Source organism: Algoriphagus formosus (genome assembly GCF_002807035.1).
GTDB classification, from domain to species: domain Bacteria; phylum Bacteroidota; class Bacteroidia; order Cytophagales; family Cyclobacteriaceae; genus Algoriphagus; species Algoriphagus formosus.
This window is the reverse complement of sequence record NZ_NIUC01000003.1, coordinates 463,868-486,761: the sequence shown is the minus strand read 5'-3', so window position 1 is coordinate 486,761 and position 22,894 is coordinate 463,868. Positions and strand designations below refer to the sequence as shown.

Sequence of the window (22,894 nt, the reverse complement as noted above, 5' to 3'; positions counted from 1 at the left end):
TTTTGTTGTGAGGTCAGTAGCTTACGGCCACTGGATGAAAGTCGTGCGTTTTTAATTAAGTCTTCGATCATTTTGTTCCTAAGTTTAGGCAACAAAACTGGTCCAGTTATTTAAGCGGTTAAGAACACATTTTGATTTAATTTCTTCCAAAGTATTATTCGTGAAATCAATCTCCCTTGTAAACCCTAAGGCAATTTTATTCTCACGAATACAGAAATCATAGATATCTGAATCCGCTTTTTTACTCGTATCACCGAGAGATATTTTCCAAAAACTCGCCTGCTTGAATGATTCCTTTGGCCAGTTCAGCATTCCTTCATTCTCTATTTTTGTAGATACCTGATCGGATTCTGCTAATTCACAGATAATTTTAAAAATCCCATCTTCAATAACATACTTTAGGGATTCAGATTTTTCTCCACTTAGCTCTGGTTTTATCCCTTCTACAAAATCTTCATAGCTAAAAGACTGATGAAATGTACAGAATGCTATTTGACCCTGAGGGTTTTGTAAATCCTTTAATAAAAGTGAGTTGAATCTTGACTTTATCTTATCTCTATCTCTATAATTGGATTGATAAAATTCAGGATCTGCAATTTTTACCGCCTCAGAAATGGTTGAAAAAGTTTTACCTGTTCCAGGAGGTCCAAAAAATATCTGATTGAGTTCGGGAAAAGTCATATCAATAGAGTTTTGGGCTGGTTTATTTATTGCTCGATTAGGCCGATTGATCTCTTTAAATTCAAGAAATTTTGATCGATAAATGGGTTCAAATGCGGCCTTTCTAAATGCTGCATTGTCGTAATTTTTTTCCTTTGCATGATTATCCCTGTCAATTTCAACCTGAACTGCATTAGCTATCTCAGGATAATAATCAAGCAAAATTTCACCTGAAGTTTCTTTAACAAAGCCTGCTTTTGGAGATCCATCAAATGAGGAATTCAAACTCTCGGGAACTTCAAACCCTTCAGGTACAATAAAATAGAAGCCCTTTTTATCCAAAACCAGGCAATACCTTTTCCCTACATGGAAACTTAATTGCTTAGAACCAGTGCTAAAAACCAAGTTTTCCAGATCTGCTAATTCAAGATCACTTATTAACCAGTCCAAGACATTGAAAAAAATATTTACATCCTTATCAGAGAAGGATTTAATACGTTTAGACAATTCATTTTCTTCCTGCTGAAGAGAGAAATCAATCTTGGAATTCAATTCCTTCCACTTTGGTATCAAACCTCCCAAGGCATTAAGGTATTCATCCCAAGACTCAAATTGTTCAGGTTCTTTTCTAAAAGGAATGTTAGTGATTTTATGTCCAGGATAAATTCCTCCCAAAACTCCATCTGCATTAAAACTGAAAAAAATTTGAAAAGCATGTTGTACGCTTTGAGCACTTGAGGGGATTACTGCACCCCAAGAAATGTCAGACCCATAGTTTTGAGGGCCATCAAACCCTACTGCATGAACTTGAGCATTTTCAAGGGAATATTTTTGGATAATCTCATTTCCACACTCTTTTAGTTTGTGGATAACCTCTTGTTTTTCTTCATTAGAATAAAAGAATTGATATAAAATTGGAAAGGGCTCTCTCCATTGAGGAAACATCCCCTTATCACTGGTTTTATAATCATTTAAGTTTTTTAAAAATAACTCAGAAGCTTCTGGATAAATTTCCAAAACCCTTCGATTTTGAATGGAAATTTTTAATTCTTCTAACTTATCTCTCGAGATTTTTTCACCCTTTTGAAGTAACCAAGCAACGAGGTATCTTAAGAAGTTGACTGGTCTAAAGATGTCTTGATGATCGAATCTTTGAACCAACTCATCAAGTGTACTTTTATTAAGATTATTGATAGCAGAAAAAAGGTTGTCGTCTGCTTGCAATTGGTTTAGTTCCTTTGCTTTTGTGATTAAGTCCATTTTCAAAACTTGGGTTAATTGTAAAAGAATGATTTTGGATTTGCCAGAAAAAAAATTCTTTCTTAAATCCTCAAATAAGTAACATCACAACCTTTGCACTTTCGCTTTGTCTGATCAAGGTCAGCAGCGTTAAATTTCCCTTCAACTCGATCAAAAATATCTAATCCTCTGCCAAGGCTGATTTTCCAGCCATTATCTGCTAAAATCGACCGGTCATGTACATCTGCAAACTCATAAGTTAGGATAATTCCAAGCTCTGCAACACTTTCTTGAAGATCCTCGAAATTGTGAATGGAGTCCTCTCGATGTTCAGGTGTATTATTTGTGATTACATGAAGACTAACTTCCTCCTCAGGTGACTTAATTTGACTGAGCATTAAACAGAATTCTAAGAGATTTTTGAACTGGTAATATAGCCGGATATAAGGGTCCTGAAGTTGAATCTTAGTTGCTCCTTTGAGGTAATCTCCGAATAAAGCCTCATATGAAACCCCTGTTTGATTATCCTTTAAGCTTATCTGGTGAGGTTCAAGAGTTAGAGTTTTTTGTTCCTCAACTTGATCAGAATTACTGTTTTGGGGATTTTCAGATTGGATAGAAGAAGTGATCGCTTCTGGTTGCTTTAAAACAGCTGCTTTGAAATTTATATTTTCAAGTGCTTCAGGTTCAATCTCTTTCCCAGAAGACTTAACTCGATATTTAAAACTTACTGGCTCATTTCGAAAAGTTTCATCAATTATATAAAGTTGGTCTTTAACTCTTTTTCTTCCTTCTATAGCAAAGTCAATGAGTTCCAACACCTCTGATTCACTAAGCTCCTGATGAGGGTATAAAAGTTTTGCAAGCCCTGAAAAAGATTTCCGGATTGCGGTTTTATCCCGGGTTGTAAGTGATCCATCTAATTCGATATAACGGTCCATTAGACCGCTGTAATCTGATTTCCTAAGCTCTTTTAATATCTCAGCCAAATAATCCACTATGAAGCCAAATTCCTTTGTGAATACTGAGCTTTTCAAAATTCTGACCTCCCATCCCGGAATATACATGTGCATCCTATCCAAAAAGGCCCCTTTAATATATCCTTCTGGAATCGACTCAAAAAGATGGGAGTTTTTTAGCATATATGGAACCGTATGCTTTGTATTTCCTACAAATGCCATAGATGCAGTTGCTTGGTAGGTATCTTTACCGCGGTTAAAAGATTGATTGGCCATGTAGTTTTGCATGATTTTCACCAAATCACCATCTACCTTTTTACCGCCTTTCTCTTGCTCAAACTCATCTAAGGCTACTACATCCCAATAGCCAACTAACCCTATCCGATTCCCTGTGTTATTTACAAAAAGACGGGCTTTGGACACATCCCCCCCAGAAACTAATACACCGTGGGGCGATAACTCTGAAAATATATGTGACTTTCCTGTCCCCTTTGGCCCAAGCTCGATGAAATTGAAGTTGTTTTCAACGTGGGTTATCAGCCTTGATATCTGGATCAATTTCCCTCGTTTATTAAAAAACTCAGGATTCAATCCTATGCTGTGCATCAATAAGTCGAGCCATTCTTCAGAAGAAAAACCCTTCCTTGCTTCCAAGTACTCATCTAATCGCACATTAGCTACTTGAATTGGTTTTATATCCTCTATTATCCATCGAACATCTGCCTCAGCTGCATGGGAATAACCCATGGTTAAAATGCACCAAACCCCTCCCCCACTTAGAAGTTTCTTATGATCCATTACCATCGCATCTGAAATCGGGACTTTTTTTATTCCGAGATTTGCAAATTCAGCTTCATAGATATTTGCCTTATCATTTAAAGAGACATTGATCTTGTCTATAATCTTGTATTGGCCAGTATCTCTAATTTTTGATTTGACGATTTCTGAATCCGATCGATGGACGTAATTGTTCTTAATAACATTTTTAACTTTCTCAATTCCTGCTTCTATGATTTCTTCATCATTAATAGCACAATATTGACCGAGAAGATATTCGAGCACATAGGTCGGAACAACCGCATTCCCCTTTACTTTCGCTGTTAGATCCTTTCGAACAACCTTTCCTTCAAAGTGCTGAAGGATTTTTTCTTGAAGCTCCATATTAAAAATCTGTTGGAATTATGGTTTGATTTTGGACTCTAATCTCAAAAATCGGATTTAGTCTTTCTTCTGAATCAAACCCTTTTAATTTCAAAATACTTTCATTTATTGCAGAACTATTCAATATCAACTCCACTTTTCTTGTCCTGTCAGTTGGTGACTCAGACACAGAGTTGAGTTCTATAGAAAGTTCATTACTAACCAAGTCATTTTCCTTATACAAGCCAATAATCAAAGTCAGTTCCTTTTCGGTTCTTGATACTTTTTTCTCCTGAAGAATACTGACTCTTAGAATATTTGAAACTATTCGAAGTTGGGCCTCATTGGTGACAATTGGCCTTACTTTTTTTGCGATAGCTTGAGTTTTCCTATAGCTATTAATTACTGGAGTTAATACCTCTTGTAATGTTCCTCCGCCATGAACAAATTGATGACCCACCCCTTGTTTTCGATATCGATTTATTGATTCAGGAATAGTAACAAAGACCTCTTTACCATCCTCAAACTTGGTTGTAGCACTTAATGGAAAGCAATACCCTAACTTAAGTTTCTGCTTGGAAGTCGAAAGCTCGTATCGGTTATGGTTACCGATGTCACCATTACCAGGAGCCGGCTCTTTATCTTTTTCTTCAATCTCTTGATCCTGATAGACAAACCCATGATCTGATGTAACAAAGACACGCGTAACATTGAAGGTATGATGAAGCTTATTGACAAACTTTCCTAATTCCTGAACTGCTTCATTAACTGCATTGAAGGTTCCACGTTCACTGGTCTTTTTGTCTCCCCTTGCATCGATAATATCATGATAGACATAGACCACAGGAGCCTTGAATAACTCGCGTGCCTCTTTTAAAGGCATACTCATTACCTTATTGAAAGAAATTGCCACTGCCCCATCCCTATTAGATTCGAGGATTTGTTGACGATTGGACACCCCTTCTGTGGAAATTCCATTTATTGTGATCGTTCCTTTATTAAATGTGATAGACTTATTTGGAAGCAATTGCGCCATCCCAATGCTTGTCTTTGAAGGCATAGATGCTAATTGATAACCTATCTCCGCAATATTTTTATCGTCGCCATGCATGACACCAAGAAGTTCCTTTGCTGCCTCAAATCGGAGTGCATCAGAAATTATCACAACGGTCTTTACATCTGAATCAGCTATTTCTCTAAAGTAAAAATCATATTGTTTCGGAGCTTTTATCGTCTGATAATCGAAATTTTTCTCAGAAAGACATTTGAGCCATTCTCTATTCGAATTCTCTAAAAACGTATCATACCATTTATTTAGAAGCAAATAATACCTGTCAAGATCAAAATCATCCGGTATACTTTGAATATTTCGATACGATTCAATAGCTCTTCTGTAGTATGAATCAATTTTATACCAGTCAATAGTATAGGCAATTAGGTAATCTTCTGGGGTGTTGAGAGTGTAAGAGGAAATGGAATTGATTTGGAATATCATCTCACCCAACCGGATAAAAAAGTCATATGCATTACGCACACCCTCATCTAATTCATGACTTATCAGGATTTTTTCCAAATGTTGAATCGTCCTGTTTGGAGCGAAACCCAAATTCTCACAATGTCCAGCAAGAAGTATCCAAGCCATATCTGTACTTACGAACCCATAATTAGCCTCAACCCCATACAGATCTATAATCTTAGACCCGTGGATTGTTTTTCCTACCCATGCTAAAGCTTTTTCCAAGCGCTCCCCGATTTGAGGATGATTAGAAGCTTCTTGAAGAAGCTGAAACATGGAAGTCAGCTGCCTTTTATCTTTTATCTTGAGGCTCTTATAAGGATCATCTCTATGAGCTTCTTGGATAAAATGTGTTATTTGATTATACCGTACTTTTTGAAGTAAGTGGGTCAAATACTCCTGGTTTATTTCATTGGGTTTTTCGCCGAAATAATAAAAAAGCTTACCAGCTAATACGTCTCTTAATCCATTATCAGTGAGTTTTTTCCAGAATCGCTTCCAGTCTGACTCCTTTTCAAGAAAGGCCAAAAGAAGCATCTTTGCAATGATATTTTCCCAACTGGTAACCTTGCTAAATTTCAGAAAGGCAGAGATTAGACCAACCTGAAGTGATAATTCGTCCAACTTATCAGCTGCCAATATGGGGCTACAAACTTCTTGAATAGATGAATACTGAAGCTCTTTAATGTATTTCTTTACAATATTTTTCTGGGCTCGATTTAGTCCAAACTCCTCTATAAACGCTTCCTCATCATCCATTACCAACTCCATATTAGCTTCTAACAAATCAAGAAGGGGAAACTCTAAGAATTTCTTACTTTGATGGGGAGATGGGATCTGGAAATAAATTAAAACTTTTTCGGTAGACCAATCAGAGAAAAGTTTATTCTTAAGGCCAAAAAAGTTGTTTTGAAACTTAACTTTCATGAAGTCAGAGGATTGAAGCCCAGCGAACTCTTCTTCAAAATTACCATTTGGGTCAAACAAAAAAAGGACTCTGACAGCAGGGTTTTTTTCGAAGGATCTTTCAACCTTATTCTTTAGCATTTCCTGATTTCACTTGTTTTAATTCCTAATCTATTGTTCAAAATGCCTATAAGAAGACGGATAAGCAAGAATAACTTCGTGATTCTATACCTTTATTTTATCAAAATTGAAGTTAAGTCAGACTTTGGGATAGGGTGCGGTAGACGATGAACCATCCTGTGACAATTTGAGCAAAGCAAAGCAATATCCTCGGGGTTTGTATTTTTATTTTTAGTTCTTTTGCTCAGGGGTTCGATATGATGACCTTCGATAAAGTTTTTACCCAGGTCCCCATAAACCTTGTAAAAGTCAAAACCGCAGGCCTCACAGAATAACTTTCCGTACTTCTTTAAAAAATTTTCTTTTGCCAATTTCACAACTTTTGGGTTTCTTTCTCTAATCAGATGTGTTCTTAGTGAAAGTTGGCCTTCTTCAAATTTTTGTAAATAAGCAACTTCATGAAGTTCTAAATTTGTGTCCCAGAATTTTCTCTGATTTCCATGAGAACCAGTTTTGTTAGGTTCTATATTAATTTTAGAACAGTATTCAAGGTACATCTTTTCCAATTTCTTATTTGGCTTTGGAGCATAGCCCAATATCCTGTTTATAGCCAGGTTGGTTTTGCCTCCATGTAAACTATTGTTCAAATGCTTCTTTTTAGAATTGTTGGAATAACCAACAAACCGGCTTGGAGCAAAAAAGTATTGATCTTCAACCTTATAGGCAAAGAAACATTTTCCTCTTTTTATCAATCCAGCACTGAATTCAAATTCCTCATCAGTCCCTTCAAATAGATAATATTCTAAGGTTTGGAGGTTTTCTTTAAGGTTTTCATAAGACTGGATTAATTTCATGCTCATTTTCTTTATTAAAATGAATCTTCATTGCTTTGCCTTAATCTGAAAGTTAAAATACCTAATCAGAAACCACTTTTCATAAAGGCAATTTATTTCGGCTTTCTAAGATGCTTATGCTCCCTTTTGAAATTATATTTTTCAGTGTGATAATAAACATTACAAGGCTGACAATGAAAAGTCTCTTCTTCAATTTCACTCATCTCTGATCCACACTTGTAGCAGAAATATTCGGCTCTCTCCAAGTGCCCCAATTTTTCATTTACTATTCTTCTCAATTGAGGGTGAACATATCCTCCTACTTCCTCAAGGGCGGATAACCTCCTGGCCATTTGATTATGAGAGCAGCAGCTTCCGCACTTTTCACAAATAAATAAATCATGTGGGCATTTTTTGGACCGTCGACTGTCTATGATGGCATTACATTTTCCATTAAGGCAGTGGTTTAAATAAATTTCGTCCCCTTTGCAGCTGCAATTAGAATTTACACAATGAAAACGAACTACAGTCCTTGATGCATAATGAGAGGTATCAACCGGATGTAGAATCTCGCCGCATTCCTCGCAATAAAGCCTCTCAAGCATTCTATTAAATCGATTTACTAAGGAAATAAAACGATAGTATATCCCATTTGGGATAAAGTCACCCATCCGGTTCGTTTCATCTAAGTTATAGCCCAATATTTTGCAAAAATCCAGGAGTTTGTAATTCCTCCATTGCTCTGGACTATGAATTTTTTCACATCTCTGAAAACATTTGTCTCCAGCACACCAAAAAAATTCTTTATTGAGATAGTTGTCAAGTTTATTTGCAACTCTTCCTTCGCAATATTGAATGCCATCTGGAATATCTTCTCGAGTATATTCTACAAAGTGAGGGTTATTTTTATAGTTGCTGCCTTCAAAATCCAAAAAGAATTTTTCCCGTTTGGCAAACTCAATTACTTCGATTTCATATTTGCTTGGAACACCCCAATGTTCAGCCTCTGGATTCCATTTTCTTCCAGGAAGTCTTTTAACTTTTTCGACTAATTCTTTGAAACTTGAATTCCACTCCTCTCTTCCATGTGAATTAGATAAAATCCTTGGAAAAGAAATTGAAAAATAAAATTGGTTTTGGCCAAATGGAATTTTTTGAATTTTTCCTTCTGACTGTTTCCAATTGAATTCTCCAACCATTCTTCCTCCACATTCTTCAAAATATTTTTCAAACTTGAATCTCTTTGACCTATTAAACTTTAAATCATTTAGAACCATAGAAAGAATTTCTGATTGACTGATTATTTCGCTTTTAGAATCTAATGATTCCAAAATTTGGATAACCAGATCTGTAGAAATATCTACCGGAACATCTTTGTGATGAAGGATGTGAGTTTCAAAAAGATCCAAATCGAAGCGATTGATTTCTTTTAGATCCTTAATGGTTATTTTAACTTTTGATTTTGCTATTTCAGAGAAAAGTTTTTTAAACAATAAAGCCTGATCTTCAGGGTTGAAATAGATGAATTTTTGTTTGAACACTTCTAAGTTAAAGGTGTCAAAATCCTTATGATACCAAAGAAGAAGGTTGTAAAATGGGATTTGAAGTTTTTCAATTTCAGTGGCTTTTTCTGGATCCAGTTCTAAAATTGCCCAAAAGCAATTTGTCGCAAACAAGAATTCATGGAAAGTGGAAATATTGCTCCTTTGGACAAGTAATTTCAGGAGAACCTTAACAGTCCCTTTCTTAGGCGATGAAGAGTATTTTACACTTGAGATTAGTTGTTCGAAGCTTTCATGTGTTTCATTTAAAGATTCAATAATATTTTTTTCAGGAGTTATTTTAACATGACCTTTTTTCCAAAGTTCAAAATAATCATTACCATTTAACTCTTCTCTTAAATTTTGATCAACTTCTTTGAAGTTTTCTTCATCCAAAACGGATAGTGTGATAGAAATCAATTCACTTAACGATTTGTTATCAATTCTTTTTAAAATATTAAACCATTCTTTGATTAGTTCGGGTGAGTCTTTAAATTGAATAAAAATATTTCTTATCAATTCGTAAGAGAAAGATTCAATATTATTTCTAACATAATTCTCTGAAATAGTTGGATAAAAACCCTTGATATACAAGAGGTCTTTTTCCCTTTGTTCTACATTTTTTTCAATGAAATCATTAAAATTTTTAAGCAATATTTTAGCGTTTTCATTTAAGTTGATTTTTGCCAAATATTCTTTATTGAATAAAAAATCCTTTGGTTTATTATAACCAATACTGTTATTTATTTTATTTAAATAATTTATTAAAAGAGTATAAGCTTTTTCAGAACCTTCCTTTTCATAGAACATTTTCAGGAATTCATCCTGTTCCTCAAAATCAATCCTAATAAATATTTTCAATACTTCATTTGAATCCTTTGAGAAATCCAATAAATATTTAAATATCTCTTGTGAAATTGGTTTATCTACCAACCCTTCAAACCAACTGTATATTCTCAATTCTATATCAATACTTTCATTTACTTTCCCATAAGCATATTTCTCAATTTCTTTCATTAAAGGTTTTGGGGTCGACTTTAATCCATATTTCAGAAAATCACTTAGATCACGTAATCTATATTCAGCTCCCTTTTTCTCTTCAATAATATTATTAATATCTTTTTCAAAATGACTAATGTAAATCGGGGTTAATTTCCCAATTAGCAATTCTTTTAATTCTGGGTTCACTTGTACTAATATCTCAAATATCTTGGGTAAATCTGAAAACTCCCTGTTTTCAAGATTACCTAATTGAAAGTCAATGTATTTTTTCTTTAAATCTTCATAAAAGTCAAACTCATTTTCAATTCTCTTTAATTCTTCAACTGAAAACTCTTCAAAATATCTCTCAAATAAATTCTGAGTAAGAGGAAGATCTTTGGGATTAAAGGTATTTAACCATTCATAAGTTTTAGACTTCCATACTTGAAAAACAATTTCTTCAGTTTGATTTTTTTGAAAAAAAGAGTAAAGTTCATTTAAATATACTTCTGCATCATCCTTTTCAACATTTTTAATCACTACATTGATAACAGAACAATAATTATTAAAAAAAACCTCTGTTGGGGCTTCATGAAAAGTATCTTTAATGAATTTCAGAAATACTTCCCTTCCTACAGATCTGTAAATTTGGATACCAGTTTTACCTCTTAAATAACCTTTATATTTATTTCTTTTCCCGATATAATTATCCGATTTTTCGTATATAATTGTATCGTCTAATCCAAAAAAATTCCAAATGAGTTTGATATCCTCAATCTGGTTAGCCAATCTACAGTTCTTAGCTTCGGTTCGTTTTTTATCTTGATTATAATCAGTCTCAAAAACAACAGGTTCCCCTCCAGCAAGAATAGCTACTCCTCTTATTTTGCTTCCATGAATGAATATTTCTCCTTTCTTCAAAGTCGCTATCACTCCAAATCCCTTCTCCTGATCAAACCATTTAACTAAACCTAATTCATTTCTCTCATTTGTGTTCATTTGTAATAATCTGATTTTTTAAAATCTTGGTAGAAAACTCTATCAACGGTATGAAATTATAGATTGTTGTTTCCTTGTCAATCAATTGGTGGGTGATTTGAAAAAGACTTTAAATCAAAGATCCAAAATCCCAAATGCTTCGTGATAAGGTATATTTAAATCAATGAAGGCAAAATTAACTATACCATTTTTTTGTAGGAGATGATAAATTTTTTTGGACTCTGAATCGGAAGTTAGATAGAAGGCAATTCCTTTTTCTTGATTGGCTTGGGCAAAAAGCTTGGTGTCGTTTGGAATGATGGCTCTTTGGATTATCTCCATTTTCCCTTTTTCTTTAAAAATTATCTCGGCGAAAATTCCGGACCTTCGTGCATGTTCCAAATTGAAGGGTAGGACCCTTAAGTTTTTCAGTGGAAGTTCATCGATTTCTCCTCGGACACAGTATTCTGCGATCGCAATCGTGCTGATAAAAAGTTCATAGTCATTTTCCAAAAAGTACTTGAAATATCCTAAAGCATTAAGGTGTAATGGATCGCGCTCGTCCATAAGTCTGATAAAAAAACTGGTATCCAATAAAACCCCTTGCTTAGTCATAGCTACCTCTTATTTCTCTAAGCCACTGATCTTTGTCTTTCACATTTGACCACGTTAGGGATGCCTTAGAAATCAACTTATTGAGATATGATTCATCGAATTTTGGCTGATAATCTACCAACTCCATGAATTTCAGTGAACTGGTGTCAATTTCACCGGTTTCGGAATGCTGTTTTCCAGCAGCGCGAATCCCAAAGCTTTTATACAGTAAATTGTCCTCGTACTCTTTTAGAAATTCAATAGGAGTTTGGATTCTGATTGTCCCCATTTCATCGGTGGTTAAGTGCAGATTGGCTTTATCTTTACCTCCAGCATTAGTCACCTTACCATAGAAATAGAACTCTGCATCAACCCACACCGGCTCTGATCTCTTAAATTGACTGGATCTGGTGATGGTCAATTCATGGGTTTTAGCCATAGAGGTCTTTAGGGAAAAAGAATAATCATGCTTGAGTGCAAGTTCCTGAAGGCTCTCAAATGCTTTGGCAGAGTTTAGTTCCAAGAAATCGATACGACCTAAACTACCGATCTCTCCCAGAAGTGCATTGAATCCAATGACATATTGCATGGAAGTTTTGAAGAGATGGCGAACTGAGCCTTCTTTCATTTCATAGCTGACTATGGGGCGATCTTTTTTACCTTCTGGGAAAAGAAGTTTCTCAGCCGTTTCAAGTACCTCCTTGAGCTCTCGAATATCATAGGTATCCGGAGAAAGATCAAGATTGCCTTTCTTTCCTTGAATTCGGATTTCTATGTAGCCTATGTTTTCCACTTCGTAAATCTATAAATTTTCTGACAGGATGTTTTCGATATTTTACGAGGAAAAACTTAAAGACACTATTTGGGGAAGTATCTTTCACGGTTTTATGAAAAGGTCATTATAAATGTTGGTTTAATCTGCCCCATTAATTATTAAGTTTTTATCAATTCACTCGAATCAAAAATTCTCCGGATTGACTCCCTTACTTCTTAGCCAATCGTGATCCAGATGTCCATATCCAGGTCGATTTATTGGAATTTGATGTTCCAGACTATTCCAAACCCAGCAATGAGTTAAACTCCAAGGTTTTTTATTGAATGGAGCCCCGAGATTTAGGCCGAAGCCATTTCCTGTGGGAGTAAATATCGAAGCAGAACTAACATCTTTTCTGATTTCATTTTGAATTTCCTTAAGCTTTATTTTCAACCATTCTCCAGATTTAAAAGTGAAGTAAACATGCTTAATCGATGGAGTCTGGTTTAAATACTGAACGATTGCTTCTACATTATCATCAAGCCATCCCTCTTTTCCCATAAAATCCAAATGACCATCTGAGTAGGCTCCAAAATCTGTTTTCTTCCTTTTTTTACCGCCCCAGCGGTACTGATTATTGACTAAAACATGTTTTTCATTTTTAATTTCCTGAGCTGGTATTTCATTCTTGATACCTTTTACGATGTCAGCAAATACAATTTTGCCTTTCTTGCAAATCTCAAAAATCTCTTCCTTTGTCGGTTTGTTGTTATTTGCGTTTCTGGTTTTGGTCAAATGATTTTTACCATGAATGAAAAGATTGGCAAGAATCGTCCACATATACATGTCTCTGCCATAGTAAAAATCTGACTGGTTCCAGGACCAACCGTGATTATTGGTACCGATAAAGATTACTTCCGGCTCATAGGGAACAATATCCAAGATGGAATGATGGGTCTCAAATCCGTTTCCAAAATTGTGTTGCTGGTATTTGTGTAAAAATGGCATTTATCGAAATGAATTAACCTTTTAAATAATAACACTTAATAAGAAGCTTTTATAAAACATCAGGTTTTCTAATACTTTTTCTTTGTTAATTAATTCATCATTCTTTCCAAGCCAGTTTTCTCCTTCAACAATTGCAACGGTCATATATTTTCCATTACCATATCGGTTAGGGCGCTTTATCGAAGAAATGTTTTTCTCTCTGGCAGATTTTAAAATTAACTCACTAAGCTCATTCCTGACTTCTTTTCGATTCACATTGGCAAACATACTATCCTCAGCTGGATCCGTAGACAGCTTGAAGCATAACTTGTATTGTTCGGTCTGTAAGTATGCTGGGTAATTGCCCCAATAGCTCCAATTTATTACTGCGTTCCAAAACCCTCCATTTGGATTGTTGACATATTTCCAATCAATTAAATCAATTTGTTTTTCCAAATATTGATAAAATCCCTGCCAATCACTTCCATTCCAATCTTGGATGAGCTTTTCTTCCCAATCATTATTTGCTTCCTCTATTCTACTCAACCTTTCTTTGAAATCATTAAATATTTCATTTTTAATGGAATAATTGTTTATCAAGGTTAGCAAATCTTGTCTTTTAAAAATCTCGAAACCATCCTTGACAACTGATTTAAGGCTATTAAGGCTTTCGTTTCCAGTCTTGAGATAAATACAAATTGGAGGAAAATATAGAGGAGTTTGTTTTTTGCACCAGGCTTCTGCTAACTGCTTATACTTCGGCAACTGACCAGAATGCTTTTCTGTATTGGTCTTGTCTTCTATGATTATCAGATATTTGGAATTGACCTTAGCTAAGACATCAATGTTGTTCCACTGCCTATTCACAGAGACGGTTTTGATCTTTTCGTTAAAATTGGAGTATTTCTTCTTTATCATTTGGGTGATGAAATCCGTACCACATTTGTTGAGTTCAAAATCATAATCCTTATTTTTCTCGTCTGCCCACATCAGTAACCAAGTTAAAAAAGCGTCTTGGCTTAATTCTTTTGTAGAAATGTCAAAAATGTTTGGTTTCATATTTACTGTTTTTCGTATTAAAATATTCAATCTTCTTTTAGTTACTTTTCAGATTTCATTAAAAGAGCTCAATTTGATGAACTTTGCAGAGGGTATTTTTTCATATACTCTGCCTTCAGCAAAAATGTATGGCTCCAACTCACCAGTCATAGTATTGATTCCAAAATTGATTAGCTCATCTGTCAAATGTGAGATTTGATAAGATGCGATATGCTTTAATTTCACTGGAAACTCAAGTAGATATGGTTCTCCAACTTTTTTGAGAAAAGGCAGATATTCTGGCAGCTCACTTTCGATCACTTTTCTTAAGGCTTCTCCACCAAAAAAATCAAAAAATTCTCTACAACCGATATCTGACCACATTTCTCGATTTAGAAGAAACCAGAGTTGGTTACTTCTGCCATCAAAGAGGCCAGATCTGTTATGCTTATCGATTTTCTTGAGGATCAGGTCTTGCTCTTTGACAGAGAAAATATGACTTAAATCAAACTTGATAAGTTCCTTAATCAACTTCACCGAAAATGGACGTAATCCCTCTGACCTGATCCTTTCCGGATTAACCAACTTAGTACAATGCCAAGCCAGAGCTGAAGAGCCGATTAGAAGCTCTTCAATCTCTGACTTTACCCTATCAAAAGTTGGCATAGGAATAATATTGTAGTGGGCTTTCCCGGCAAGAATATTCTCCCAATCTGCTTTTTTCTCCGAAGAGATCTCCTCCGAAAAATCAAATACAAGTCGCTTGAGGTTATCTGGCCAAGTTTCGATTATTCCAAAGTCAATATGCTTTTTCAATTTCAGTTACTCTAAATAGCTTGTTCACTCAATAAATTCTATTTCGTATTCGTATCTTCTACGTACAATTGCTTTAAGTTCTTCAAATTCTCGAAGATCACAGTAAGCTCCTTTCTCGATCCTAAATAACTTAAATTTTATCACAGGATTCTCAAAAGGGACAATTACATAGGATTGACCGTTATCGTGTTTTTTTAAATCAAATTTATGAGTGTCATTGATTCTATCATGGATAAATCTGTACTCATCCTCAAAGTCTAATAACCCTGAAATGTAAAAAGCACCTGCTTTTGAAATTTTATATAGCCTCAAAGTCGTTCCGAATTCATTTTTTACAGCTTCAGAAAGATCCTTGAGTAGTTTGATTTTTTCTTTTGGTTTTGAATAACGAATTTTTCTGAATGCAAACGACTCACTTTCAACTTTGAAAAAAAGCTTTACTCCTTTGTACCCATTACCGAAGCTTTCCCACATCGCTTCTGAATTATTGTTCTCAGAAGTAAAGCTTAATGAGAAAATCGACTTTCTGTTATCTTCATAGCTTGTTTTTAAACCAATGAATTCTTTCTGTTCTCTAAACCCAAAGAGTCCATGGTCTTCATAAAATTTTTGGTATTCAGCTTCTGCATTTTTCGCAAGATTGAATACCCAAAATGATTTTGAACCTACTATGCTTTTTGCAGTGTCAACCGATGTGAAATGCGCAAATTCAATCTGCTGAGGCTTAGGAAAAACGTGGTTGAAAAATATTTCTGTAAGTTTTTTGTCTTCCTTCCCACAATAGTTATTTCCAACAGCATTCGGCTCAAAGTTGATGTGTGCTGAATTAATACTTTCTGGAATATTATTTTCTTCTAATACAGAATTGACACAATCGACTAACTGATTGATCTGAGTCCTGTTTTTTTCATTAGCCACTCTTTTGGCTTCATCAAATTCTTTTTGTTTGGCTTCATTTTCCTGGATTAATAAAATTATTTGATCTTCATCCATAGTTATCTTTTATTATAAATACTTGTTGATGGATAAAAAAATCATTGAAACCAAGAATTTTTCAACTTTTTTTCACGCTTACTATACCTTCCCCTTACTCCCTCAAGTAGCGTATAATTCTTCATCACTCGATCTTCAAATTCAAAGGCGATTTGATTGTCTATTACGCTTTTGATTATCCGGTTGTGGACTTCGGTAAATAAAACTTGGATCTTTTTGCACTACTCAAATGTTTTTTCGTATCTCAATTGAAGCTAATCCAAGAGATATTAAAAAAGATCATTTTATGATCCATGTAAATGGATTAATTGAGAAGGGGATTTGTGGTTAAAAAAGGGAAAATTCCAAAATCCATCAATTTCCTTTTTCGGGGATTTTTTTTGAGTCAATTAATTTTTCAATTTTTTTATCAATTTCTGATTTTGAGGTGGGTTTTACATTTTCTTTGGAATAATCAAAAATTGGTAAAATGGAAGTCGATATTCCGATGGCTATACCCACTGTCCGAGGAAAATAATTATTGAAATTAGACTTTTTTATTGCCTCTTTTAAGAAACCTTTCGGAAGAGAAGTGTCCAATGAAGATGTGCCCACTTTTATAGCAGAGGTTTTTAAATAATTATTTAGTTCTAACCCTTCTCTATATGAAATTTTCTTGGGTAATCCCGGATTCAATGAACAGTCTCCTGATAAGCAACTTAAATGAGTGATTCTACTGTTTTTCGAATCTAAATCCTGAATTGAAATTTTTCCATCTACCAATTTATATCCTCTTAATTTAGAATTGGATCCGTGTCCCATTTTTTCACTATGACCAATGATATTTATTGGATAATTTTTATTGTCATTAATAAAATTCTCCAGTTCTTCAACTGTTTTTACTGAATGGATCTCACTCTTTTCGACCAAATTCCTAATTTGAGTTATCTCGTTTTTCTTTGATGTAGTGATTTCGAATCCAAATATCTCTTTAAAATCCTGATCTGAATCCGGAAATATTATTACGGGTTTGATATTAGAATTTACTGGTAAGTTATTTGAGTAGATACTTAAAATCTGTTTTGTTGTGTATCCGCTTACAGTCCCAGCAATTCCGCCTTTGAGTAAATAATCTTTTTTGATAAAACCATTTTCATCGAATTTTGACGCCTTTTGATTCATAATTGAATCAACTTTAGAATATTTTTTAACCTCCTGTGGTGGTACTTGGGCCAAAGAAGAAGAGGTAGCAGTAAAAATTAATAGCCAAAGAATCAAAAATACTTTCTGCCAGCATTTCATGAGAGATAAGAATTTAGAACTTCCCTAAAAGACATTTTTTCATCGGTTGCTCCCAATTCGGTATCCGGATTTGGAATTATTTTTTTAATTATCATGGGCAAAGCCATTCCTGTGATGAATGGGATTTTTGCCCTAAGTTCTCCTTGAAGAAATTCTTCTTCAAGTAAAAAATAGGTTACCGGACCTGATGCTAAAATGAACAAAAGGGTGATAATCCAATACCCTTTAGAGCGAAGCAGTTTCTGGTATTTAGACTGCGGTAGGAAATTGCGCAAATGAAACCAATGAAGAAGTTCTTGAAAGAATGATCCAAAACATCCAACTAAGATGACGTTAAATAAATTTTCCATATTTCAGCTATTAAAAAACAAGTGAAAATACACTTAATAATCACATTATCAAACATTTTCGAATTTTTATTCAATTAATTTCATAATTCTAAAAAATCATGGCTCTTTTTTCTTTATCAATTTAACCAAGCCCTACTTGCTACCGATGTTTAGCCGTCGACTATAAGCTTTACCCTAAAATGAACATCTGAAGTCAATCCAAATAACACTTCAAAACAAGTTGATCATCCTACCCGTGGACTTATGAGGAAACAACTTCTCAAGCTGGTCTTTTTTTGAACAAGAAAAATGTTCAACTTCCTTTGGAGTAAGGACGTTTAGTTCTTCAGGAAGATCTTTCATTTCTACCCATTTTTGTTGGGAAATCCCTCGGTTTACATATCCTTTCTCTTCCAAAATTTGAATACCTTTTCTCGCACCAGCATGCAGATAGACTTTTTCAGGTTCGATACTCAAGAAGGAAGATATTCTTAGTGATGTATCATAAATGGAAAGCTCGCCAAAGCCCTTAACCTTGCACTCAGTTACAATCTCAAAAATCTGATCAAATGAGTCGGAGTTCATTATCTCCTGAATCCGTTTGACAAGATTATTTCTAACTGCTTTTGTGATTTCTGGAGACACTCCTCTTTGGTTGCCTTCTTTATCTATAAAAACTTCCTGATGACTATGTCTGATAAAATGCTGAACTCCTTGATTGGTGAGCTTAAAAACCCCATCAGAAGCCATCACAATTACTTCTGTCAAATCATCTAAGGTTTTATAAAAACCTAAATATTTATCTAAATAATCCTTATGCGTTTCAAAAACGAAATGTGTCTTTATCTCCTTTCCTTCGCGATCCCTGTATTTGAAAAACTGATATTCCTCTGTTTGGTATTCTTGGATGATTTGATCTAAAGTCATGTTTTAAATAGGTTTAATTGAAAAGCTTTGAAAAAAATTGAATTTCTTTAATGATTAAACATCCTCAAAATCAATCTTAACCGAATATTTTTTAAATCGAACTTGGTTAACTTGATCTATTGTTTTTTTCACTTTTTCATCAATAGCTGGCGCTACTAACAGGCCTCTCACTCTTGAACCAGTCTCGATCACCAAATCGGCAATAATTGTATTTAATACTATAAGGTCATCAATTTTTGCTTTCTCTGTTTTTATTTTCACAGGAATAAGTGATCCTTGATGATCCTTGCAAAGGATATCAACTTTAAAACCACTTTTTACTGATCTCTCCAGACTTAGTATTTGCAACCCTTCTTCTAAAGCTTCAATATTCAATTTTAAGGCCTTGATTAAATCTTCCTTGTTACTTATTTCTAATGGAGCTTCCGAAAAATATTCTACTAATTGATCTAATTCTTTCTCAAACTCCTCCCCGAATTCCTCTTTTTCAAATAATGAATTGGCATAGCTTGTATCACCGTTCTCATCTGGTTTCACTCCATAAACATTTCCATTGAAATCAACCTTTTGCCAGCCCAATTGCAATACTTTTCTAAATGGTGAATGTGTATTTGGTGTTTGAATTGGAGGGTTAAACAAATTTTGATTTGCTCGAATCCAAACAAGAAAAGGGCTAACCACCGGGTTACCTTCTTCGTTTTTAACTACTGCATAATACTTGGCCATATCTGTAGCTTTAAATAATTAAGATCACTTCACCTTCTTCACCACTCCCTCAAATAACTCATAGTTCTTTTTCACTCCGTCATCCAAATCAAAGCTGATCTGCTTATCTGCAACATCCTTAAGTTGGAGATCATAGGCCTCGCATTCGGTCAAGGCTTTCTGAAGTCGGTCAAGGGTACGCGGATCTTCCTTGCTGGATTCAAGTCGGTCGATTTGGGTGCGAAGGTGTTTTAAGTGAGGCATCAGGTAATTACTTCGGATCTTCTCAACCGTGAAGGCATTCATCCGGTGCATGTAGGTCAGTACCTGGAAGGCTCCCTTTTCGGAGCTGAAGAGCCAGTAGATCGGCTTTTTCTTATAGGTCTTGCAGTGATCCGCCCAGAACTTCTTCACCAGATAGGATTCCAGATCTTCGTCCAGGCATTCCTGCAGGAAGTTTAGATTCTGGGTCAGGGTATCGGCACCCCAGATGACTTCGAGGAAGTACTTCACCCGCTGCAGGGCATCGTCGGCGAAGGTGCTGGCCGATCCCATGATCGGGATGATAGCATCCTCATCGATCTCGATACGATAACCATCAAAGGTATAGGATGCAAGCTCCTCGGGGGTAGGATCGGGATGGGCGATATGTAATCCCGGAAGATCTAATCGATAGCGCCCCATACTAACACCGATCAGGTAGGAGATCAACTGTTTCATTACCACATCCCGCTTGATCGGTAACTTCAAACTTCTTAAATCTTCCGTCTCCAGTCTTCGGTCTTCCAGCTTCTGCAACTTCTTCTCATCTAACTCCTCCTGCAGGATGGTGATCTCGGTCAGCGGTACTTCTGGAGTCAACTCTTCCTCCAAACCATAGATCTCGATAAAGATCCTGTTCAGTTCTTCCTCATTCCGGTGTAGGGCAAAGAAATCAGCAGTTACTTTTTCCTCCCATGCCTGGTAAGCTGACTTAAGGTTTCTTTCCCTTATGAGCGGAGAACCTTCAAAATCCCAGGAGGTTTCTCGGGAGTTCCAATCAGATTTTCCTATTTGGATTGCCGATTGCGAAAGTTTTTGAATTTCACTACTATTGGAAAAATTTTTTACTGGTACTTTTTTTACATCCCCGATTTGATAGTGTAGTGTGGGATTTGTGAGCTTTAGAAAAAACCTTGATACCGTTGAATTAAAGAAACCAACATCCGAACTGGAAATTTTTGGATCTACAATAGCCGGAGAAACATCATCAAACCAAACGAATTCATCACTTATACGAAAGGTTGGGTCACCTGAACCAAGTCCACTCCAAACCAAATGCGGTTTTGAGAAGAACTTCATTGCTCCTAAGCCAGAACCACTAAATGATTTTAATTCCGATCCTTCATTTTTCCAATTGATGACGTGATTCGCTAAACCAAACCATTTTCTTTGTCCTCCGGCTTTATCATACTTTTTCCAGTATTTATGTTTTTTTCCGACTTCATGCCATATTCTTAAAAATCTCGAGTTATCGCCTGTAAAAACCCCTTTAGTTATCCTGAAATATTTTGATTCAGCATTGTCACATTCGCTATAAATATCAATTATGTTTTGACTTACCCAGTATGCAATAGGATTACCTGGGATTTTGGAAAAGTTGGTTTGGAAGATTTGAGGGTAGTAAAGACGAATGCCGGTAGGCGTTCCTTTTTCAGGTATTTCGGTGATTCCTTCTTCTCCTCGGTATTGTCCAAAGTCATATCGATAGCCAACATTTCCTTTGCTATACAGGAAAAGCTTCTCAATGTCTTCGTAGTAGATATGCTGGAAGTTCCGCTCGTGCAATCGGAAGTAGGTTCCTTTCGCTTCTGGATTTTTTCTTTTTGCAATGCTGAAGGTCACCGAACCAAAGTCTATCCCAAAGATTCCTCTTCCCATATGAAGAAGGGAATCAAACTGGTACTTGGAGATGTAGGATTTTCTGAGTTTTTCGAAGGAAGAAAGGAAAAGCCAGGAAGGAAGATTGATCATGGCAAATTTTCCGGACTCCTTGACGATCGCCGGAATTACTTCCATAAACACGGTCATTAGATCCGACTTGGCTTCCGGGTAAAATTTAGCTACGTAGGAGCTAAGTGTTCCATTCATATTCCCACTCCCCATATAGGGAGGATTGGCAGCGACTGCTTCATATTGATCAGTCAGTACCGCCATCACCTGGATATAAGGTCGGATTCGATTCAGGACGGATTGCAGCCCAAGGTCGGTTTGGGCCAGTTTTTCGAGTTCTTGGATTCTTTGGATCAGGAATTTTCTTCCTTCCTTGTTCAGGTCGATGATCATGGTCGAGCCCAGGTTTTGGGCATCCCGCATCAGTTTCAGGGCATCGGTCAGTTCTTCCTCATAGTCGAGTCCCTCTCGGCCCAGGAAGTCCAGGATCTCCTGTCGGGTAAAGAAGTACGGCTCAGGCATGGCATAGATTCTCGGCATCCAGCCTTTTTTCAGGACCTCAGGATAGTACTTGGCAGCCTTCAGCAGCAGGGCGAAGCGGGCCAGTTGCACCGCCCGGGTGTCGATATCCAGCCCGAAGAGGTTCTGTGATAGGATCGCCTGCACGGCATCCTCAGGGGTATAATACTCCTCCTGATACATGGCATAGAGCAGGTCGAAGCCCTCGACCAAGATATGACCGGATCCTACTGCCGGATCGAGGAGCTTGAGTTGGGCCGCCTCGGAGATGATGGGAGGCTGCTTTTGCTCTGGATCATCAATCAGGTACTTCATCTCTCCCCGAATCGCAGAGTCAGGATTCAGATCCAGCCAAAGCTTTCCGGCGGTATTTTGCACCATGTACTTCACGATCCAGTTAGGCGTGAAGATCTGCGTGGCAGCAGGAATATCCTTGGCTTCCGCTTTCTTATTCTTCTTGAAGGATGCAAAGACCTCATCTTTTTTCTCCGAGATGTAGAATTGGTAGAGCCAGCCGATCAGTTCCACCTTCCGGTAGTCCTCATCGGAGATGGCATCCGTAGTATTGAGCAGCTGAATCAGTCCGCCTTCTTCTAAGATATCATCCGGGAGTAGCAGCTCAGTGTAGTCATCCAAGCGTCCAAATACTGCACTAAGCAACTCATGATGCTCACAATAGCCACAAAGCAGGATTGCAAATGATTCCTTGTCTTTACTATAATCCGTCAGCGTTTTTTGAAGACGGTTTTTTTCTGCGGTAGATAAAAAATCGAGCTGACCCCGTCTTGCTCGCGCAAGTAGGGTTGGTGTTTTGCTTTCTCCCTCATATTCAAGTTGAGGCCGATCGTAGCCATTTTTTGCCAAGATTCGGATCGCCATGATTCGGTTAAACCAAGTATAGGCTGCCTCCTCGACCACTGTTTCTATTCCTTTTCGGGAAACTGCCTCTTTTAGGGCTTTCCATTTACCGGGAACTGTCGGATCATCATAAGATTCCCCCCGGAGAAAATACCCTCCTTCTACGGCTTGTGGTTCGTCCAGCACATTTCCTTTCGGATCAAATCCCCAAAACAGTAATTTTTGGGCTACTCCTTGAAGGAGAATTCTTCGCGCTTGCTGAGAAAAAGTCTTTAAATTCATAAAAAA

At 36.2% G+C, this 22,894-nt stretch carries 16 protein-coding genes; all 16 read right to left on the bottom strand.

Annotated features, from left to right (window positions below; genetic code table 11):
- Positions 1–84: 84 nt before the first annotated feature.
- Positions 85–1,920 (bottom strand): 5-methylcytosine-specific restriction endonuclease subunit McrB, encoded by a 1,836-nt coding sequence (locus CDH51_RS17615; protein ID WP_100629850.1) that lies wholly within the window; start codon positions 1,918–1,920, stop codon positions 85–87.
- A 62-nt stretch (positions 1,921–1,982) separates the two neighbouring features.
- Positions 1,983–4,019, bottom strand: coding sequence for a BREX system Lon protease-like protein BrxL (gene brxL, locus CDH51_RS17610; protein ID WP_100629849.1), 2,037 nt, complete (start codon positions 4,017–4,019; stop codon positions 1,983–1,985).
- Between the two features lies 1 nt (position 4,020).
- Entirely contained in the window at positions 4,021–6,441 is a 2,421-nt protein-coding gene (gene pglZ, locus CDH51_RS17605; protein ID WP_157807161.1) for a BREX-1 system phosphatase PglZ type A, read from the bottom strand.
- A gap of 212 nt (positions 6,442–6,653) precedes the next feature.
- Complete coding sequence (locus tag CDH51_RS20215) at positions 6,654–7,394, bottom strand: HNH endonuclease (protein ID WP_198514336.1); 741 nt, start codon at positions 7,392–7,394, stop codon at positions 6,654–6,656.
- Positions 7,395–7,486: 92 nt separating this feature from the next.
- Positions 7,487–10,894: a cold-shock protein gene (locus CDH51_RS17595; protein WP_100629847.1), complete on the bottom strand. Its 3,408-nt coding sequence runs from the start codon at positions 10,892–10,894 to the stop codon at positions 7,487–7,489.
- 114 nt (positions 10,895–11,008) lie between these two features.
- A complete protein-coding gene (locus CDH51_RS17590; protein WP_100629846.1) occupies positions 11,009–11,488 on the bottom strand; it encodes a type II toxin-antitoxin system VapC family toxin in 480 nt (159 codons plus the stop codon).
- Complete coding sequence (locus tag CDH51_RS17585) at positions 11,481–12,260, bottom strand: hypothetical protein (protein WP_100629845.1); 780 nt, start codon at positions 12,258–12,260, stop codon at positions 11,481–11,483. The genes CDH51_RS17590 and CDH51_RS17585 overlap by 8 nt, the downstream gene beginning before the upstream one ends.
- A 165-nt stretch (positions 12,261–12,425) precedes the next feature.
- Positions 12,426–13,229 carry a hypothetical protein gene (locus CDH51_RS17580; RefSeq protein WP_100629844.1) on the bottom strand — a complete coding sequence of 268 codons (804 nt, stop codon included), beginning with the start codon at positions 13,227–13,229 and terminating at the stop codon, positions 12,426–12,428.
- 21 nt (positions 13,230–13,250) lie between these two features.
- Positions 13,251–14,267 carry a PD-(D/E)XK nuclease family protein gene (locus CDH51_RS17575; RefSeq protein ID WP_100629843.1) on the bottom strand — a complete coding sequence of 339 codons (1,017 nt, stop codon included), beginning with the start codon at positions 14,265–14,267 and terminating at the stop codon, positions 13,251–13,253.
- 48 nt (positions 14,268–14,315) lie between these two features.
- Positions 14,316–15,062 carry a hypothetical protein gene (locus tag CDH51_RS17570; protein WP_100629842.1) on the bottom strand — a complete coding sequence of 249 codons (747 nt, stop codon included), beginning with the start codon at positions 15,060–15,062 and terminating at the stop codon, positions 14,316–14,318.
- A 24-nt stretch (positions 15,063–15,086) separates the two neighbouring features.
- A complete protein-coding gene (locus tag CDH51_RS17565) occupies positions 15,087–16,055 on the bottom strand; it encodes a hypothetical protein (RefSeq protein ID WP_100629841.1) in 969 nt (322 codons plus the stop codon).
- Positions 16,056–16,409: 354 nt separating this feature from the next.
- Positions 16,410–17,336: a hypothetical protein gene (locus CDH51_RS17560; protein ID WP_100629840.1), complete on the bottom strand. Its 927-nt coding sequence runs from the start codon at positions 17,334–17,336 to the stop codon at positions 16,410–16,412.
- A complete protein-coding gene (locus CDH51_RS20210; protein WP_198514335.1) occupies positions 17,333–17,539 on the bottom strand; it encodes a hypothetical protein in 207 nt (68 codons plus the stop codon). The genes CDH51_RS17560 and CDH51_RS20210 overlap by 4 nt, the downstream gene beginning before the upstream one ends.
- A gap of 357 nt (positions 17,540–17,896) precedes the next feature.
- Positions 17,897–18,592, bottom strand: a complete 696-nt coding sequence (locus CDH51_RS17550) for a hypothetical protein (protein ID WP_100629838.1) — start codon at positions 18,590–18,592, stop codon at positions 17,897–17,899.
- Between the two features lie 54 nt (positions 18,593–18,646).
- Positions 18,647–19,318 carry an endonuclease NucS domain-containing protein gene (locus tag CDH51_RS17545; protein WP_100629837.1) on the bottom strand — a complete coding sequence of 224 codons (672 nt, stop codon included), beginning with the start codon at positions 19,316–19,318 and terminating at the stop codon, positions 18,647–18,649.
- 24 nt (positions 19,319–19,342) lie between these two features.
- Complete coding sequence (pglX, locus tag CDH51_RS17540) at positions 19,343–22,888, bottom strand: BREX-1 system adenine-specific DNA-methyltransferase PglX (protein WP_100629836.1); 3,546 nt, start codon at positions 22,886–22,888, stop codon at positions 19,343–19,345.
- Positions 22,889–22,894: the final 6 nt, after the last annotated feature.

What these genes read in the sequence shown, in the direction of transcription:
- CDH51_RS17615 (WP_100629850.1), bottom strand. Translation starts at nt 1,920, where the DNA reads ATGGACTTAATCACAAAAGCAAAGGAACTAAACCAATTGCAAGCAGAC.
- brxL (WP_100629849.1), bottom strand. Translation starts at nt 4,019, where the DNA reads ATGGAGCTTCAAGAAAAAATCCTTCAGCACTTTGAAGGAAAGGTTGTT.
- pglZ (WP_157807161.1), bottom strand. Translation starts at nt 6,441, where the DNA reads ATGAAAGTTAAGTTTCAAAACAACTTTTTTGGCCTTAAGAATAAACTT.
- CDH51_RS20215 (WP_198514336.1), bottom strand. Translation starts at nt 7,394, where the DNA reads ATGAAATTAATCCAGTCTTATGAAAACCTTAAAGAAAACCTCCAAACC.
- CDH51_RS17595 (WP_100629847.1), bottom strand. Translation starts at nt 10,894, where the DNA reads ATGAACACAAATGAGAGAAATGAATTAGGTTTAGTTAAATGGTTTGAT.
- CDH51_RS17590 (WP_100629846.1), bottom strand. Translation starts at nt 11,488, where the DNA reads ATGACTAAGCAAGGGGTTTTATTGGATACCAGTTTTTTTATCAGACTT.
- CDH51_RS17580 (WP_100629844.1), bottom strand. Translation starts at nt 13,229, where the DNA reads ATGCCATTTTTACACAAATACCAGCAACACAATTTTGGAAACGGATTT.
- CDH51_RS17575 (WP_100629843.1), bottom strand. Translation starts at nt 14,267, where the DNA reads ATGAAACCAAACATTTTTGACATTTCTACAAAAGAATTAAGCCAAGAC.
- CDH51_RS17565 (WP_100629841.1), bottom strand. Translation starts at nt 16,055, where the DNA reads ATGGATGAAGATCAAATAATTTTATTAATCCAGGAAAATGAAGCCAAA.
- CDH51_RS17560 (WP_100629840.1), bottom strand. Translation starts at nt 17,336, where the DNA reads ATGAAATGCTGGCAGAAAGTATTTTTGATTCTTTGGCTATTAATTTTT.
- CDH51_RS17550 (WP_100629838.1), bottom strand. Translation starts at nt 18,592, where the DNA reads ATGACTTTAGATCAAATCATCCAAGAATACCAAACAGAGGAATATCAG.
- CDH51_RS17545 (WP_100629837.1), bottom strand. Translation starts at nt 19,318, where the DNA reads ATGGCCAAGTATTATGCAGTAGTTAAAAACGAAGAAGGTAACCCGGTG.
- pglX (WP_100629836.1), bottom strand. Translation starts at nt 22,888, where the DNA reads ATGAATTTAAAGACTTTTTCTCAGCAAGCGCGAAGAATTCTCCTTCAA.